The sequence below is a fragment of the Corynebacterium sp. HMSC08C04 genome (genome assembly GCF_001807495.1).
Taxonomy (GTDB): Bacteria; Actinomycetota; Actinomycetes; order Mycobacteriales; family Mycobacteriaceae; genus Corynebacterium; species Corynebacterium simulans.
The window spans coordinates 300573-316532 of record NZ_KV789202.1; the positions used below are offsets into that span (position 1 = coordinate 300573).

17 protein-coding genes are annotated in these 15960 nt (G+C 57.7%); 12 read left to right on the forward strand and 5 right to left on the reverse strand.

The features are described 5' to 3' along the window. Positions 1 to 13: 13 nt before the first annotated feature. From rpsF to HMPREF3169_RS13090, 5 genes are all read left to right on the forward strand, one after another. On the forward strand, positions 14 to 304 hold the full coding sequence (gene rpsF / locus HMPREF3169_RS04630) for a 30S ribosomal protein S6 (protein WP_179294269.1): 291 nt from the start codon (positions 14 to 16) through the stop codon (positions 302 to 304). A 55-nt stretch (positions 305 to 359) separates the two neighbouring features. Continuing rightward, entirely contained in the window at positions 360 to 923 is a 564-nt protein-coding gene (locus HMPREF3169_RS04635) for a single-stranded DNA-binding protein (RefSeq protein ID WP_062036694.1), read from the forward strand. A 48-nt stretch (positions 924 to 971) separates the two neighbouring features. Then, positions 972 to 1424 (forward strand): 50S ribosomal protein L9, encoded by a 453-nt coding sequence (gene rplI / locus HMPREF3169_RS04640; protein ID WP_062036695.1) that lies wholly within the window; start codon positions 972 to 974, stop codon positions 1422 to 1424. Positions 1425 to 1992: 568 nt separating this feature from the next. After that, positions 1993 to 3432, forward strand: a complete 1440-nt coding sequence (dnaB, locus tag HMPREF3169_RS04645) for a replicative DNA helicase (protein ID WP_070455821.1) — start codon at positions 1993 to 1995, stop codon at positions 3430 to 3432. A 166-nt stretch (positions 3433 to 3598) separates the two neighbouring features. Next, entirely contained in the window at positions 3599 to 4432 is an 834-nt protein-coding gene (locus HMPREF3169_RS13090; protein WP_371441003.1) for an alpha/beta hydrolase family protein, read from the forward strand. On the opposite strand, the gene HMPREF3169_RS04655 is transcribed toward HMPREF3169_RS13090, so the two are convergent. From HMPREF3169_RS04655 to HMPREF3169_RS04670, 4 genes are read right to left on the reverse strand one after another with little or no spacing between them, the layout of a single operon-like run. After that, complete coding sequence (locus tag HMPREF3169_RS04655) at positions 4356 to 4934, reverse strand: VanZ family protein (RefSeq protein ID WP_070455823.1); 579 nt, start codon at positions 4932 to 4934, stop codon at positions 4356 to 4358. The genes HMPREF3169_RS13090 and HMPREF3169_RS04655 overlap by 77 nt on opposite strands. 2 nt (positions 4935 to 4936) lie before the next feature. Next, the gene (locus tag HMPREF3169_RS04660) at positions 4937 to 6274 is read right to left on the reverse strand and encodes an MFS transporter (RefSeq protein ID WP_070432730.1); all 1338 of its coding nucleotides are present in this window, start codon (positions 6272 to 6274) and stop codon (positions 4937 to 4939) included. Between the two features lie 45 nt (positions 6275 to 6319). Then, complete coding sequence (locus HMPREF3169_RS04665; protein WP_070455824.1) at positions 6320 to 8584, reverse strand: heavy metal translocating P-type ATPase; 2265 nt, start codon at positions 8582 to 8584, stop codon at positions 6320 to 6322. A 42-nt stretch (positions 8585 to 8626) separates the two neighbouring features. Continuing rightward, entirely contained in the window at positions 8627 to 8830 is a 204-nt protein-coding gene (locus tag HMPREF3169_RS04670) for a heavy-metal-associated domain-containing protein (RefSeq protein WP_061925201.1), read from the reverse strand. Between the two features lie 129 nt (positions 8831 to 8959). Between HMPREF3169_RS04670 and trxA the strand changes: the two genes are divergently transcribed. Both trxA and HMPREF3169_RS04680 read left to right on the forward strand, forming a co-directional pair. Beyond that, entirely contained in the window at positions 8960 to 9334 is a 375-nt protein-coding gene (gene trxA / locus HMPREF3169_RS04675; RefSeq protein ID WP_061925198.1) for a thioredoxin, read from the forward strand. A gap of 147 nt (positions 9335 to 9481) precedes the next feature. Beyond that, on the forward strand, positions 9482 to 10225 hold the full coding sequence (locus HMPREF3169_RS04680) for a PspA/IM30 family protein (RefSeq protein WP_061925196.1): 744 nt from the start codon (positions 9482 to 9484) through the stop codon (positions 10223 to 10225). A 104-nt stretch (positions 10226 to 10329) separates the two neighbouring features. On the opposite strand, the gene HMPREF3169_RS04685 is transcribed toward HMPREF3169_RS04680, so the two are convergent. Next, positions 10330 to 11508 carry an NYN domain-containing protein gene (locus tag HMPREF3169_RS04685; RefSeq protein WP_070432732.1) on the reverse strand — a complete coding sequence of 393 codons (1179 nt, stop codon included), beginning with the start codon at positions 11506 to 11508 and terminating at the stop codon, positions 10330 to 10332. A 214-nt stretch (positions 11509 to 11722) separates the two neighbouring features. On the opposite strand from HMPREF3169_RS04685, the gene HMPREF3169_RS04690 reads away from it, so the two are divergent. The 5 genes from HMPREF3169_RS04690 (at position 11723) to HMPREF3169_RS04710 (ending at position 15731) form a co-directional block, all read left to right on the forward strand. Then, on the forward strand, positions 11723 to 12097 hold the full coding sequence (locus HMPREF3169_RS04690; RefSeq protein ID WP_062036714.1) for a GntR family transcriptional regulator: 375 nt from the start codon (positions 11723 to 11725) through the stop codon (positions 12095 to 12097). Continuing rightward, on the forward strand, positions 12094 to 12984 hold the full coding sequence (locus HMPREF3169_RS04695; RefSeq protein WP_070432733.1) for an ATP-binding cassette domain-containing protein: 891 nt from the start codon (positions 12094 to 12096) through the stop codon (positions 12982 to 12984). The genes HMPREF3169_RS04690 and HMPREF3169_RS04695 overlap by 4 nt, the downstream gene beginning before the upstream one ends. 211 nt (positions 12985 to 13195) lie before the next feature. Further along, positions 13196 to 13903 carry a hypothetical protein gene (locus HMPREF3169_RS04700; RefSeq protein ID WP_148132101.1) on the forward strand — a complete coding sequence of 236 codons (708 nt, stop codon included), beginning with the start codon at positions 13196 to 13198 and terminating at the stop codon, positions 13901 to 13903. Continuing rightward, on the forward strand, positions 13900 to 14736 hold the full coding sequence (locus HMPREF3169_RS04705) for an AAA family ATPase (RefSeq protein WP_188310733.1): 837 nt from the start codon (positions 13900 to 13902) through the stop codon (positions 14734 to 14736). The genes HMPREF3169_RS04700 and HMPREF3169_RS04705 overlap by 4 nt, the downstream gene beginning before the upstream one ends. After that, entirely contained in the window at positions 14733 to 15731 is a 999-nt protein-coding gene (locus HMPREF3169_RS04710) for a hypothetical protein (protein WP_061925181.1), read from the forward strand. Before HMPREF3169_RS04705 ends, HMPREF3169_RS04710 begins: the two co-directional genes overlap by 4 nt. Positions 15732 to 15960 lie beyond the last annotated feature (229 nt).

A 15960-nucleotide genomic window follows, 5' to 3' on the forward strand; every position in this document is an offset into this window, starting at 1 on the left:
GGTGATGAGGTCCGTGCGTCACTACGAAGTCATGATTATTCTGGATCCTAACCAGGATGAGCGCACCGTATCCCCGTCCCTAGACAAGTTCCTGGAAGTTGTCCGTAAGGACGGCGGCAAGGTTGAAAACGTTGATGTATGGGGCAAGCGTCGTCTTGCTTACGCCATCAACAAGAAGGAAGAGGGCATCTACGCCGTCGTTACCCTTGAGTGCGAGTCCGCATCGGTACTCGAGCTTGACCGCCGCCTGAACCTGAACGACACCATCCTGCGTACCAAGGTTCTGCGCACCGACAGCAAATAGCGGATACTGGTTTCAGAGTTTTAAGAATCCACGTAACCGATAAGGAGAACAGACCATGGCACAGGGAGAAACCCCAATCACCGTTGTTGGCAACGTAGTTGCTGACCCGGAGCTTCGCTTCACCCCAGCGGGTGCAGCTGTAGCAAACTTCCGCGTTGCTTCCACCCCTCGTCGCTTCAATTCGCAGACGAATCAGTGGGAGGATGGCGAAGCCATGTTCCTGACTTGCAACGTGTGGCGCCAAGCCGCAGAAAACGTTGCAGAGACTTTGACCAAGGGCATGCGTGTCATTGTTAATGGCCGCCTCCGCCAGCGTTCTTACCAGAACCGCGAGGGCGAAAACCGCACTGTCTTTGAGGTTGAGGTCGATGAAGTTGGCCCATCCCTGCGCTACGCTTCCGCTCAGGTCACCCGCAAGTCCGCCAATGGTGGCAATGGTGGTGGCAACTACGGCGGCCAGCAGCAGAACCAGGGTGGCAACAACTTTGGCGGCGGCAACCAGGGCGGCTTTGGTGGAAACCAGAGCGCTCCGCAGCAGTCAGCTCCTTCTAATGATCCGTGGAATTCTGCACCACAAGCCGGCAGCTTCGGCGGTGCAGACGCTGAACCCCCGTTCTAAACACTGTCAAACGCAATTATTAACTAACTCAATTGAAAGGCAGGGATCATGAAGCTGATCCTCACCGCTGCCGTTGAGAACCTCGGCGCCCCAGGCGAAATTGTTGAGGTTAAGAACGGCTACGGACGTAACTACCTGCTTCCTCGCGGCCTGGCAATCGTTGCCACCCGCGGTGCTGAGAAGCAGATCGAGGGCATCAAGCGCGCCCAGGAAGCTCGCGCAATCCGCGACCTGGATCACGCACGCGAGGTCCGCAACCAGCTCGAACAGCTCTCCGGCGTTCAGGTTGCAATGAAGACTTCTGAGAACGGCAAGCTTTTCGGCTCCGTTTCTGCAGATGACATCGTTTCCGCTATTGAGGCCGCTGGCGGCCCGAAGCTGGACAAGCGCATCGTCGTTCTGCCAAAGGGCCTGGTCAAGAAGACCGGCAACTACCAGGTCGAGCTCAAGCTGCACGCTGATGTTCTCGGCAAGGTGAACTTCTCGGTCGTCGCTGCCTAAAACTGATTTAAGGCGCACGACGGTTTCCATGCCCGAAGCATGGAAACCACAATGACAACAGCAACGCAGTTGGTCCTTGGGGCCTGCCATGTGAGGTGGCAAACCCCAGGGGCCTTTTGCGCGTTTTAGGCACGATTTCACCCGCCTGTGGACAACTGTGGATAACTTTCCAAATCTGTGGATAACTTTTGTCAAGTGGAGGCTGTTTTTACCGCTCGTTAACCCGCGGGTAAAAGCGTTAATGCGCAGGTAGATGCGGTTGTCCACTGGTTTTGTGTACATTTTCACATTGGCAAAAACATCACCTGACCTGCGCTTATAGTAATCGCAGGTCAGTGGCTTGAAGGAGTTATCCACAGGTCCTAACAGCAGTCTTAGGGCAAAAGTACGCACTCACCTGGGAATTGCACAAGTGCCTGTGGAAAACTTTCGTTTTATACCCAAGCGAAGCGTGTATCGGGGCGAAAATTGTATGTCTATCCGCTGCATTAGACTTAAAGCTCGAAAGAGTAGCCGAGGGGAGATATGCCGCCTAGCGGCCGCAAAAATATCGTGGGATGGATTGTCTATGACTAATGCAAGCTTTGATGACTCTGACTACGTACCGCCAGAGGCGCCCGATGTGCCGGAGGTAGAAGATCGCCCCTACCGCGGCAAGCGCAGGGATGACGTTAAGCGCTATGGCGAGTTCCGCCAGCCGCCTTCAGATAGGGAAGCGGAGCAAGGCGTCTTGGGCGCTATGCTCCTTAGCCCGAATACGGTTATGGAAGTCATTGAGGAGCTCGAACCAGATGACTTTTATTACCCAGCGCATGCGTTGATTTACCAGGCTATGGTCGATCTTTATGCCGCCGGCACTGACATTGACGCGGTCATCGTGGCCTCCCGTCTAGACCGCTATAACAATCTGGAGCGCGTGGGTGGTGCGCCCTACTTGCACACCCTTTTGGCCACCGTTCCTACTGCAGCGAATGCTCGCTACTATGCGGAAATCGTTGCGGAAAAGGCAGTTCTGCGCAAGCTTGTTGACGCAGGTACGCGCGTTGTTCAGCTGGGTTTTGAAGGCGCCGAAGATGCAGAAATCGAGTCTGTCTTGGATCGTGCCCAGCAAGAAGTGTTTGCGGTGGCGCAGAAGAAGACAACCGAGGATTATCAAGTTCTGGGAAAGCTTATCGATCCAACCATTGACGAGCTCGCGATGCTGCAGCAAAACGGTGGCTTGGAGGCCGGCGTACCAACTGGCTTCATTGACTTGGACAAGCTCACCAATGGTCTGCGTGCTGGCCAGATGATCATCGTCGCGGCGCGTCCTGGTGTTGGTAAGTCGACGCTGGCCATGGACTTCATGCGTTCGGCTTCGTTGCAGCATGGCAAGACTTCCGTAATCTTCTCCCTCGAGATGTCTGCCTCTGAGATCGTGATGCGTTTGCTCTCGGCTGAGGCGGAGGTAAAGCTATCCGATATGCGCGGTGGCCGCGTTTCCACTGAAGACTGGGCCAAGATCGACCAGACGCTCAACCGCATCCAAGACGCGGCACTGTTCATCGATGATTCTCCGAACCTCACCATGATGGAGATTCGCTCCAAGGCCCGCCGCCTCAAGCAACAACATGGTTTGGACCTCATCGTGCTTGACTATATGCAGCTGATGTCTTCCGGCAAGAAGGTTGAATCCCGTCAGCAAGAGGTCTCGGAATTCTCCCGACAGCTTAAGCTTTTGGCCAAGGAGCTCGAGGTGCCGCTGATTGCTATTTCCCAGCTGAACCGTGGCCCGGAGTCCCGCACTGACAAGAAGCCGCAGCTTGCTGACCTTCGTGAGTCGGGCTCGCTGGAGCAGGACGCCGATATGGTTATGCTGCTTTACCGCCCAGACTCCCAAGACCGGGATGACCCACGAGCTGGCGAGGCTGACATTATCCTGGCTAAGCACCGTGGTGGTCCTATCGATACAATCCAGGTTGCGCATCAGCTGCACTACTCCAAGTTCGTCAACATGGCACATGGCTAATAGCCTGCCGCACCCTCAGAATAGGCAACCGGTGTCGCATATCCGCGGCTTAGCGATTTCCGGCGCCTTTGCCGCGGCCGTTATGGCATTGAGCCTCAGTGGCGTTGGTTGTTCCGGCACCCCAGCGCCTGAAGGAGGCACGGGGCAGCCCACGTCGGCGCCCGTGATGCCCACTAAACCCTCTCCGCAGGTAAATGCCCAGAAGTTTGTTTATGGCCATCAACACCCGCGACAACATGGATACTTGGTGACGCCCAAGAAGCTTTCACCTGCGAAAAAGATCCCTTTAGTGATTTTCTTCCATGGTGGTGGATGGCAAGAAAAGTCTACTGCGCGCTCTGCGGCACCCGTGGTCAACGACCTAGCCCAACACGGAGTTGCAGTGTGGAACGTGGAATACCGTGGCGTGACTTTGAACGCGAAGGATGCGCCTGGTGGGTGGCCAATGACGTACAACGACGTTGCGGCGGCTATTGACTTCATTCCGCAGCTCGCGCATGAATCACGCATCCCCCTCGACATCAGCAATGTCGTTGTTGCTGGTTATTCAGCGGGCGGCAACCTTTCGACGTGGGCTTGTTCGCGTCCGGCGCTGCCGGCAAAGGCACCTGGTGCCGCACCAAAGTTCCGCGTAGATAAATGCATGGGTATTGCCGGTGTTTATGACATGCACCTGGCCTTTAGACAGCACGATAAGTTTGTGCGCACGCTTCTAGGTGGTACGCCGCGCCAGGTGCCGCAGCGTTATTTCGAAGCTTCACCTGCGGACAATGTCAACGACAAAGCCCGCATCGTGGTGCTCCACGGTAAAAATGACAAGACCGTCAACGCCGACGAGGTCAAATACTTCATGGCTCGAGCACGTGCGCATGGACTCAGCATTGAGACGGTGCTCCTCGATGACGCGGAGCATTATTCGTGGTCTAAGCCGGAAGGGCCGCAGTGGAAAGCTGCGCGGAAAGCGATTCTTCAGCAGATCCATACAGAGACAAATCCTTGACCTTTGCAGGATCACCTAGGCGCGGGCCGAGTACTACGAGCACGATAAATACTGCGGTCGTGGCGATGGCCAACCATTGCCAGAAGGCGTGCAATCTTTTTCCGAGCTGTTGCGCGAACCAGGCGCCGAAGAATGCACCCAGGGTGTTGAAGAAGAGATCATCGATGTCGGTGCGCCCTAGCGAAAAGACGTATTGGATGGTCTCGACTAGGGCAGAGAAGACAAGACCCCAGATCGTTGCCTTGAGTTTCGAGCCCACCTGCACGTAGAGCAGTATTCCAAGTGGGACGAAGAATGCGAAGTTACCGCCGTATTCAAACGCGGGCTTGAACCAGCTGCCGGAGAACAGATCATCCAGCGGCATCAGACGCAGCTCCCTGGCGCGTTGATTATCCGGATTCCAGAGATAACCGATCTGGAAGAAGGCTTTCAGGGTGGTCAGTGACAAAATGACCGCGCAATATCCGCCCAGAGCAACGGCAGCGCGCAAGCGTGCTTTCATCTCTATACCAGTGCCTTTCCCCGTTGTTCCGGAAGTAAGAATGCGGCAATTGTTGCCACAGCGAATGCGGCGGCGAAGATGGCAAAAAGCCAGGGCTTACCGCCGTGCGAGACTACCACTGGCACCATCAATGGAGCGAGAATGGAAGCAAGCCGGCCGAAGCCCGCGGCGGCACCCGTTCCCGCGCCGCGGAGGTGGGTGGGATAGAGCTCTGGGCCGATGGCGTAAAGCGCACCCCAGGCTCCCAAGTTGAAGAAGGACAACAGGCAACCTGCCACGAGAATCAAGGTCGTGGTGGATGCAAAACCATACATTCCTGCTGCACAGGCGGAACCGATTAGGAACGCGGCGAGCGTTGGGCGTCGGCCCCAGGATTCAATAAGCCAGGCTGCAGCGGCGTAGCCGGGCAGCTGGGCAAGCGTGATGATTAACGTGAAGCTGAAGGATTTAACCAGGCTGAACCCATCGGCTACGAGGAGTGAAGGAATCCAGATGAACGCGCCGTAGTAGCTCAAGTTCACACAAAACCAGATGCACCAGAACGCGGCGGTCCGCCGGCGCAGTGATGCCGACCAAATGCTAGTCGAGGTGATGTCTTCCTCCCCGTAGGTCGGTGGGGTAACGGCAGAAGATTGAGGTTTGCCCTCGGATCTGGCCGCTGCTTCGAAGGAGGCCACCGCCTCTTCTGCCTCCGCGTGCCGGCCTTTGGATTCCAAGAAACGCACCGATTCGGGCAGACGGAGGCGCACGAACAGGGCGTAGATGGCAGGTGCCATTCCCAGCGCCAAGGCCCAGCGCCAGCCGCTAGGCGACGCCCCGACTACAAAGGTGCCAATGAGCGCTGCGAGCACCCAGCCCACTGCCCAGAAAGCCTCAAGTATGACCACCATGCGTCCACGCACTTTAAGCGGGGAGAACTCGGAAATGAGCGTTGATGCCACCGGCAGTTCTGCGCCTAAACCGAGGCCGACGATAAAGCGCAGGACAAGGAGCATCGTCAATCCGGTCGAGAGGGCTGATGCGCCGGTGGCCAAACCGTAGACCAGCAGGGTTAGCGCGAATACTTGGCGGCGCCCAATCTTATCGGCAAGCAACCCTCCAAAGGTCGCGCCGAGTGCCATGCCCACGAAGCCGATTGAAGCCAGCCAGGAGGATTCGGTAGGGCTAATGCCCCAGTGGGTTGCCAAAGCTGCCATGACGAAAGAGATGAGTCCGACATCCATGGCATCGAGTGCCCAGCCGATCCCTGAGCCGGCTAACAGCTTCTTGTGTTTCTTAGTAACAGGCAGGCGGTCGAGACGCTCCGCGCGTGAAATGTGGCCTTGGTTGATTGTCCGCATACAAGGGCACTATAGCCGGGTATAGCTCTGTGTGCTGGGAAAATGCTAGGAAGTTTGGAAGTTGCGCAGACGCAGTGAGTTGCTGACAACGAACACGGAGCTAAAGGCCATAGCGATGCCGGCGAAAAGCGGGTTGAGTAGGCCCAAGGCGGCTACTGGGATGAGCAGTACGTTGTAGGCAAAGGCCCAGAAGAGGTTGCCCTTGATGATGCGCAGCGTGCGCCGCGAGAGCCGGATGGCGTCGGCTGCGGAGCGCAGATCGCTGTTCATCAAGGTGATATCGGATGCTTCAATCGCCACGTCGGTGCCAGCCCCCATGGCTAGGCCGAGGTCTGCCTGGGCAAGGGCTGCTGCGTCGTTGACGCCGTCACCCACCATGGCAACGGTCTTTCCCTCCTCCTGCAAGTGCCTGATTACCGCCACCTTGTCGGACGGCAGCACGCCTGCGGTCACGTCCGCGTCGGCGATGCCCACGGCCTTGGCGACGGCGCGCGCTGCTCCTTCGTTGTCACCGGTCAGAAGATGTGGGTTAAGGCCGAGTTCGCGGAGCTTGGCGACGGCCGTGGCAGACGTCGGCTTCACCGTATCGCGAACATCGATGATTCCAGCGAGCGTATCGTCCACGTAGACGGCGACCGGGGTTGCACCCTCGGCCTCCGCGGCCTGGAAGGTGGCGGCGAGCTCGCCGCGTGCTGCTTGCTCACCCTTTATGCGTCCTACGCGCACGCGGTGTCCGTCTACTGTGCCCTTGACGCCTTGGCCTGCCACGGAATGGAAATCGCTTGCGGGCTCAATGCGGCCTGCCTGCGGCAGATCTTGGGCTGCTGAAACGATGGCCTTGGCAATCGGATGCTCAGAACCTACTTCCACCGCCGCGGCGAGCAGGAGAAGCCTGCCTTCTGCTGTAGAGCCTCCCATTTGCTGTGCGAGATGCACACGTGCGACGGTCATTTTGCCCTCGGTGACGGTGCCGGTCTTGTCCATGACGATGGTGTCTACTTTCTTGGTGGACTCGAGGACCTCAGGGCCTTTGATGAGAAGCCCCAGCTGCGCGCCGCGGCCAGTGCCCACCAAAATGGCAGTCGGAGTTGCAAGGCCCATTGCGCAGGGGCAGGCGATGATGAGTACAGCGACCGCAGCGATGAAGGCTGGTGCGACGCCGTCCCCAAAGACCAAGTGCGCGAGCAGCGTTAGGGCGGCAATGATGATGACCACGGGCACGAAGACCTGTGCAATCTTGTCTACCAGGCGCTGGACTGGGGCCTTGGAAGCCTGGGCGTCGGTGACCAGCTTGGCCATTTGCGCGAGCGTGGTATCCGCGCCGACCTTGGTGGCGCGGACTTCTAAGCGGCCGGCGGAGTTTAACGTGGCGCCGGTAACGTGGTCACCCGCCTTGACTTCCACGGGCATTGACTCGCCTGTCAGCATGGACTCGTCTACGGCGGAGGCGCCGACTTCCACGACGCCGTCGGTGGCGATCTTCTCGCCAGGACGAACGACGAATATGTCTCCTACCTGGATCTGTGTGATGGGCACGCGTTTTTCCGCGCCGTCGACAAGCAGCGTAGCGTCCTTGGCGCCCATCCCCAGAAGCGTGCGCAGCGCCTCCGAGGATTGGCCCTTGGCTTTGACCTCAAACCAACGGCCCAACAGCAAGAATGTGATGACCATGCCCACCGATTCCAGATAGATGTGATCCATCTGTGCGTGGTTGGACATCAGCTCCATGTGCATCTTCATCCCAGGCTGGCCAGCGGTGCCGAAGAACATGGCATACAGCGACCAAAAATAGGCCGCGGTGGTTCCTATGGAAATCAGCGTGTCCATGGTGAAGGAGCCGTGACGAAGGTTTGCCCACGTCGCCTTGTGGAAAGGTGCGCCGCCGAAGATATAGACGATGGTCGCCAGAATTGCGGCCGCCCATTGCCAGTTGTCGAACTGCAGGCTGGGCAGCATGGAAACCAGCATTACCGGTGTGGAAAGCGCGGCTGAGATGAGGGTGCGGCGCAGTAGATCACGGGACTCCTGGGCGCGCGCGGCCGCGGTGGGATCTGAGCCATTCTCGGGGTCTTCCGCATCGGAAGAATCATCGCCCATAGTGAAAGCGTTGTAGCCGGCGCCGCGAACTACCTCAATGAGGGATTCGGGGTTTGCAGTGGCCGGGTCGTACTCAATGGCGGCGGTCTCGGTGGCGAAGTTGACATTGGCCGTTACTCCGTCGACCTTGTTGAGCTTGCGCTGCACGCGCGACGAGCACGAGGTGCACGTCATGCCGGAAACGCCAAGATCCAGGTGGGCGAGATTAGTCATGGTTCTAAGAGGGAAGAGTGAATTAGGAAGGGGAAGAGTGAATTAGGCCTTGACCTTGTAGCCTGCCTCTGCAACGGCGGCGACAACCTGCTCGTCGGTGAAGCCCTCGCCCTCGACGGTGACGGCGCCGGTGGTGTGGTCTGCGCTAACGGAGCTGACGCCGGCGATTTCGCCGACCTCTTCACGTACCGACATTTCGCAGTGTCCGCAGGTCATGCCCTCTACGGTGTAGTTCTTTACGCTCATTGTTTTTCCTTTCTTTGGGTACAACCCGACCGTATACCCCCAGGGGGTATATTGCAATAGTGCGCTAAGGAATAACACTCAGTCATGTACCGTTGATAGGAAAGACCCCGAAAAACAGGAGAGATTTATATGGCAACTATCGACGTAACTGAAGAGACCTTTGAGCAGACCGTGTCCGGTGAGGGCATTACTCTCGTAGACGCTTGGGCTGATTGGTGCGGCCCGTGCAAGCGCTTCGCGCCGGTATTTGAGAAGGCTTCCGAGGAGCACCCAGACGCGACCTTCGCCAAGCTCGACACCGAGGCAAACCAGGGCCTTTCCGCAGCGCTGCAGATCCAGTCCATTCCTACCCTGATGATCTTCCGTGACGGGATCCTGGTCTTCCGCGAGGCGGGTGCATTGCCACCAGCAGCCCTCGAGGATGTGATCAAACAGGTTAAGGAGCTCGACATGGAGGACGTCCGCCGTCAGGTTGAAGAGCAGAACGCGCAAAGCGAGAGCTAGGAAGCCGGCGGGTTCGGCGCATAGCGCTTTATCCCCCACCCTCAAGCTCTTTTCTCGGACGCTTTCTAGCTAGTCCGGCTAAACTCGCTAGAAAGCGTCCTTTTTATTGGGACCTTCCCTTATTTCCACACGCAAGGAGTTAGTTCAATGGCGAATCCATTCAGCAAAGGCTGGAAGTACGTAATGGCCTCTTTCGATCAGAAGATCGATGAGAACGCCGACCCTAAGGTGCAAATTCAGCAGGCTGTGGACGGTGCCAAGGAACAACACCGCAAGATCTCCGAGCATGCGGCGGAAATCATCGGTCACAAGAACCAGCTCGAGCTGCAGATCAACCGCCTGCTCAAGCAGCAGGAGGATTACCAAAACCAGACGCGGCGCGCCCTCGAGCTAGCAGATAAGGCGGATGACCCGCAGTCTGCTTCCGAGTACAACCAGGCTGCCGAGGTTGTAGCCTCTCAGCTGGTTGCTGTGGAACATGAGCTGGAGAACGTAAAGACTCAACACGCCGCTGCCGCTCAGGCTGCAGAGCAGGCTAAGGCTCAGCAGCAGCAGTCCGAGGCGCGCCTGAAGGAGCAGCTGGCACAGGTCGACGAGCTCATGGCGCAGGCTGATCAGGCTGCGATGCAGGAGCAAAACGCCAAGGTCGTGCAGTCCATGGACGAACTGCAGGCGGATGACTCCGTGCCTACACTAGATTCTGTGCGCGCAAAGATTGAAAAGCGCTATACCGATGCACTGGGTGCGCAGGAGCTGCACCAGGCTTCCGGCGGCAGCCGTATTCAGGAAATCACCGCGGCCGGCAATGACATGAAGGCAACCTCCCGTCTGGAGGGGATCCGCGCCGAGATGGCTAAGCAGAAAGAGCTAGGCTCCGGTGAGCAGAAGTAGCCACTAAGGCTTTTAAGGCAGAAATAGAAAAGAGGCGGCCACCTCCTTCTTTCCTCAACGCTGAGGGAGCTGAAGGGGTGGCCGCCTCCTTTTAGGCGAGGAGGTTAGCTTTCCTCGCGGCGGATGGCGATGAGGACGCCACGAATGCCGGAGTGGAAGCCATCGCGCAGATTGACGCGTTGGGATTCGCTCAGCGTGTACTCGTGCAGAGTTTCACAGGCAAACTGCAGCAGCGGGCGGTCGATCTCCGGCGGCAGGCCGCCGCCCGAGAGTAGGTGTGCTTGGTCGCGTTGCTCGGCGTTGGCGGCATTCTCGAACCACCAGGAGGCGTATTGCTGGCCGACGTCGAATGGCGACTGGAAGCCTGCAGAGGTCCAGACCTCCTCGGGTAGTGGCACGTACTTGGAGCGCAGCTTGCGGCGCGGAGCCATCATGGACGGCTTCGGTGCAGCTGGCTTCGGGGTCTCGGCTGCGCTTTGCGTTCCGTCGGCAGAATCCGGAGACGGGGTCTGCGGTGCCTGCGTGTTCTCGGCCGCAGGCTTGGTTTCGGCAGTTTCACCCGAGCCCGTTGTGGTGGCCGTATGTGGCGCGAGGTCGGCAGGGGAGGGGCTGGGCTTCGGTGCTGAGGTAAACGCTGCTTCTGCCTCGGAAGGCTCGCACTCGTCCTCTGCTTGAGGCACCTGCGGCAGCTCTTCGTCGCTGTTGTGAGGCTCGCGGATGGTGGGCGGCAGTGGGCCTTCCAAAACCTGCAGCTCCATTGCATCGGCGAAGTCTTCGCGCGGATCGAGGATGGTCGTGGTGTCACAAGCGTGGCGCAGGGCGGAGGACATGGAGTCCCAGCCAAAGCCGTAGAGGTGCACGCGCACGCCCGCGTTTACGGCTTCTTGTACGCCCGGGATCATATCGGCGTCACCGGAAACCAAAACAAAGTCGGTGACTTGCTGCTTCATTGCAGCGAGGATCATGTCGGCAACGAGGCGGGTATCGACTGCCTTTTGGGTGCGGCGTTCGCCCCACTCGATGAGCTGGCCGGTGCGAAGCTGCACGCCATCACAGGTTCGCAGTGCGCGCTGGTAGCGGTGTGGACCAGTGTCTGGGATTCCGTCGTACCAGTACTGGCGGTGAATGCGGTTTCCGAGCTGATTCTCCACCATGGAACCGAGATTATTTACGACCTCTGGGAGGTCTATTTCTAGTTGCGCGCGAGCTCCGGTTTCCCATGAGTTATAAAAGCTCGCAAGCAGGTAAGACGTGTCAACGAAGACAAGTGTTCGTTCAAGCATGGCTCCTAAGTTCCGTTCCTAATAGTTCTAAATAAATTTTCTTTGGGATCCAGTGTGCCCCATTAGTCACTAAACGTCGATGCCTTGGGGAAAATTGGCAGGTCAGGCGGCCTAGAAAAGTTTTGCTCTTGCGTCAATCTAAAATCCGAGGTACTTGTTTAGTTAGTTAGTTGAGTAACTAACCAGTTGAGCAAGCGAGGAGGTGCAGGCGTACATGGATAACTCAACGCAGCCGTTGTTCAGACAGATCGCCGCGCTAATTGAGGACTCCATCGTGGAAGGTGGCCTGGAAGAAGGAGCGCAGGCGCCTTCGACGAATGAGCTAGCCGCCTTCCACAACATCAACCCCGCCACGGCACGAAAGGGGATTACTTTGTTGACCGAACTTGGAATTCTAGAAAAACGCCGCGGCATCGGCATGTTCGTGGCGGCCGGCGCTACCGAAAGAATCCGCCAGCGGCGACGCAATGACTTCGCCGCCGAATACGTCGCCCCCCTCGTCGATGAGGCCGTCCGCCTTGGGTATACGCGCGAGCAATTACAAGAACTTGTCCACCGTGTCGCAGAAAGCAGAGGACTCTACTCATGACCGCACACACCGCACACACCGCGAACCCCGCAAACGCTGCAATTACTGCAAACACCGTTGCAACCGCGCAGGGTGTTTCCAAGTCTTTCTCCCGCAAGACCGTCCTGGACGGCGTCAATATTCAGCTAGCGGAAGGCCGCATCTACGGGCTCGTTGGCCGCAACGGCACAGGCAAGTCCACGCTGCTTTCGCTGCTAGCCGGGCAGGCGCGTTACAAGGGAAAAATTGAGGTCTTCGGACAAGCGCCTTTCGATAACGCCGAGGTGATGGATCAGGTGGTCTTCGCTGGCGTGGACACCGCCTACCCGAGTTCCTGGAAGTTTGGCGCGATTGTGAAGGTTGCAGCCCAGCGCTACCCCCACTGGCAGCAGGAGGTGGCGGAGCATCTCATCGAGGTCTTCAGCCTCGATCTGAGCACGCGACATGGTTCGGCTTCCCGCGGCCAGCGTTCCATGCTGGCTATTGTCATTGCTCTCGCGGCGCGTGCGCCGCTAACTCTGTTGGATGAGCCTTACCTGGGTCTCGATGCCTATAACCATGAGGCCTTCTATCGTGAGCTCCTCGCTGAGCTGGAGGCCCATCCGCGCACGGTGGTGTTGGCGACCCACGATCTGCACGCGACTTCGCAAGTGGTCGACAGCTACCTAGTGCTGCGCGACGGCGTTGTCCGCACTTTTGATGCCGCTCTGCTTGACGACGCCCTCGTTGAAGTCGCAGTTACCGGGTCCCTACCCGCAGAGCTGGAAGAGGCGGCGCTCGTTAAGGAGACCGTAGGTGGCAATACCCGCGTCATCGTGGAGCGCGGCGTCGCCCAAGGCAAGCCGGTCAACTTGGAAGATGCAGTGAAGCTCGCGATGGGAGGGCTCGATGTTAAAACCCATGTTTAGCCTGTTTTGGCACCACATCACCGACTATTGGTGGCGCTGTCTCGCCGCGGTGGTACTGATTGTAGTTTTTTCCTCGGCGCGGTTCTGGACAGACTTCCCCCTAGTTTCGCAGGTTATGTACTCGTGCTTGGGTCTCAATTTGGCCGTTGCACTCTTGGTCCCTTTTCCGGCATTCAAGGCCTTTGGCTACCGGCGCGCGGATTTCCTTCGTTTGAATATTCCCCTCGCGGTGCTCGTGGTCGGAGTCATTGCCGTGTTCAATATTGGTGTTATCCCACTGCCGCAAGCGCTGGGAATCACCGGGCTAGTCGCACTTTTCGTCGTTTGGTATTTATACAAGCAAATCCGTGATAAAGATCGTGAGCGCAAGCGCACCGCCGTTAAAGATTCGAAGGGCTCGCGGTGGAAAGTCATACTATCCACTGCCGTCATCGTTGGCGGCCTGCTCTTCGCTTGGCAGAAGTTGCTCCCCGGCGTATTCCCTTCAGTGCGGGATCCATTTATTTGGGCAATTCCCGTCCTCTTTGGCGCCCTTGGTAGCAGCTGGCTCTTTGGCGACGACCTTTACATGTGGCAGGCATTCGGGCGCACGCGCCGCTCCTGGCGCCGCCACAACCTAGGCACGGGCTTGCTCGGTTTGGTGTGCGTGCTTGCACTAAGTGGGCTGCTTGCGCCCGCGGATCTCTTCGTGAATGTAGGACTTTATGTCCTGTTCTTTGTGTTGTGCAATGCGAGTTTGTGGTTGGGCCTCGTTGGAGTGATAGGAGGAATGAGCCTTCTCGGGTTTATTCGGGGCGTGGAAATGTCGCAGCCTACCGGCGCGATCGTATGCGTAGTCTGCATCGTCCTTGTTTTGCCCGTTCACTACTTTTACCCGCTGTACGCAAATACCCAACGTATCCCGGAGTGGTCGAAATGATTAAAGCCGAAAACCTAGCTATGCAAAATGCTCCGGCGCTGTCTTTCGCGCTCGAAGATAACCTGACCCACGGCCTGGTGGGTCCCAATGGAGTGGGCAAGACGACGCTGCTGCGCATGATCGCAGGCCAGCTCAAGTCGGAGGGGTTGAAAGTCTTTGGGGAGCGTCCCTTTGACAACCAGAAGATCATGGATCGCATCATCCTGATGGGCATTGATAACCCGCTTTTCGATGGCTGGAACGTAGACAAGCTCTTCCGCATTGGCAAGGCGCGGTGGAAGACCTGGAACCAGGAGCGGGCTGAAGAGCTTGCCGCGCAATTTGCGCTCCCGAAGAAGAACTACTCCGGCTTGTCCCGCGGCCAGAAGTCCGCGATGGGTTTTATCTTCGCCGTAGCTTCCGGCTGCGAGTTGATGCTGCTGGATGAGCCCTACCTTGGCCTCGACGTCGATAAGCGGCAGCGCTTTCTTGAGGTCCTCCGGGAGGAACAGGGCAAACGCACGATTGTGGTGTCCACCCATCATCTCGATGAGATTGAGGGCTACCTCGACACGGTGCTTTTGCTTGGCGAAGCCCCCTTGTCTGGTCCCATTGAAAGCCTCGTCGACTGCATCGTGGCGGTGACGGGCCCTGCGGAACAAGTAGATAGGGCGCTGGGGCGCCTACAGTTGCCGGTATTGGCCCGCCATTCCTCGGTCCACGCAGAGCGTGTGCTTATCGACGCCCGCCCCAACTTCGCCGAGTGCGTCTTCGATCAGGCGGCAGAATTCGGGCTACGCGCGCAGGAAGTCACCCTGGAAGAGGCGGTGCTGGCGCTAGGAGGTGCACAATGAAACTCTTCTTCGGCACGCTCAATTGGAGCAGCTCGTTGGTCACGATATTCCTGCTGTCCGGAATTTTCCTGCTTCGCGGAATTGAAGACCCGCTGATTACTGTATTCGCCCTCGTCGCACTTTGGGCGGAGACTTTTGCGACTGAACCAGACAAGGCCAAAGCACAGGCGCTGGGCCTTAGCACCGCGGTTACAACTCGCTATGGGCGAATCGTAGCGGTAATGCCAGCCCTAATTGCTGGTGTCATCAGCATCTATTTGCGATGGTGGTTCGCCCTCGTCATAACGGCGCTAATTCTCGCGTGGAAGCTGACCTGTTGGAAGGCCAAAGCCAAAACCATGACGGTCGAAGACCTTCTAGCGGATACTCCAGGCAATGATAGCTTTGGACACTTCCCAGCAAGCCTTGAAGGTCAGTTGGTCTACCGCCCGTTGGTTCGCGGTTGGGTCATCGGCTGGGTGGTCCTGGGTATCGCAGCGGTGGCGAACGCCTTCATCAGCAGCACATGGCCTGAGAACGGACCGAATATCGGAAACATGCTGATGACAATGGGCATCTTGGCGATGGCAACTGTTGTGCAACACCTAGATTCTTTGGCCAACTTCGTCACGCTTGGCGGCAGCCAAAGTACTTGGGCGCGACATGTCATCATCGCAAGCTTGGTCAGTCCGGCGGCGAGCCTCCTTGGCGTTGGGCTTAGCTGGCTGATTGTGGGTAAACCTATTTGGCTCATTGCAGCATTCGGCTTCCTGGTGCCCGCTCTCGTTGTCTCGCTTGAATTGTGTTCGTGGAAGACCGTCTACATGCCGGTGCTGATTGCCGCTGCAACGGCAGCCATCTTCGTGTTGCGAATGAAGGAGATGCTCGACGGGGTGCCAATGATGCTCGCGGCGGCCGTTACGTACGTGCTGTGGGCGGTGCTGCTGCCCGCCAACGTGCGACGGGTGAATCCATACGCCTCAGGCCTTAAAAAATGGCTAGGTATAAAGACCTAAAAAGTTGTGTTTACCTGCGGATTTGTAAAGTTTCAAAGTGGTGTGTAACTTTATGTGAGTCAGCGCGACCGACAGCGCCCCACAGTCACCCAGTGACTGGCTGAAGCGGCGATAGGAAAACAGGCCCTGACAAAAACAAATTTTTTGCTCATAATGAGCTGTCACTATTCAAATGGTGCCTGTTCGTTGTGTGGCGATGATGTCTGAGAACTCAATAGTGTGCCAATGT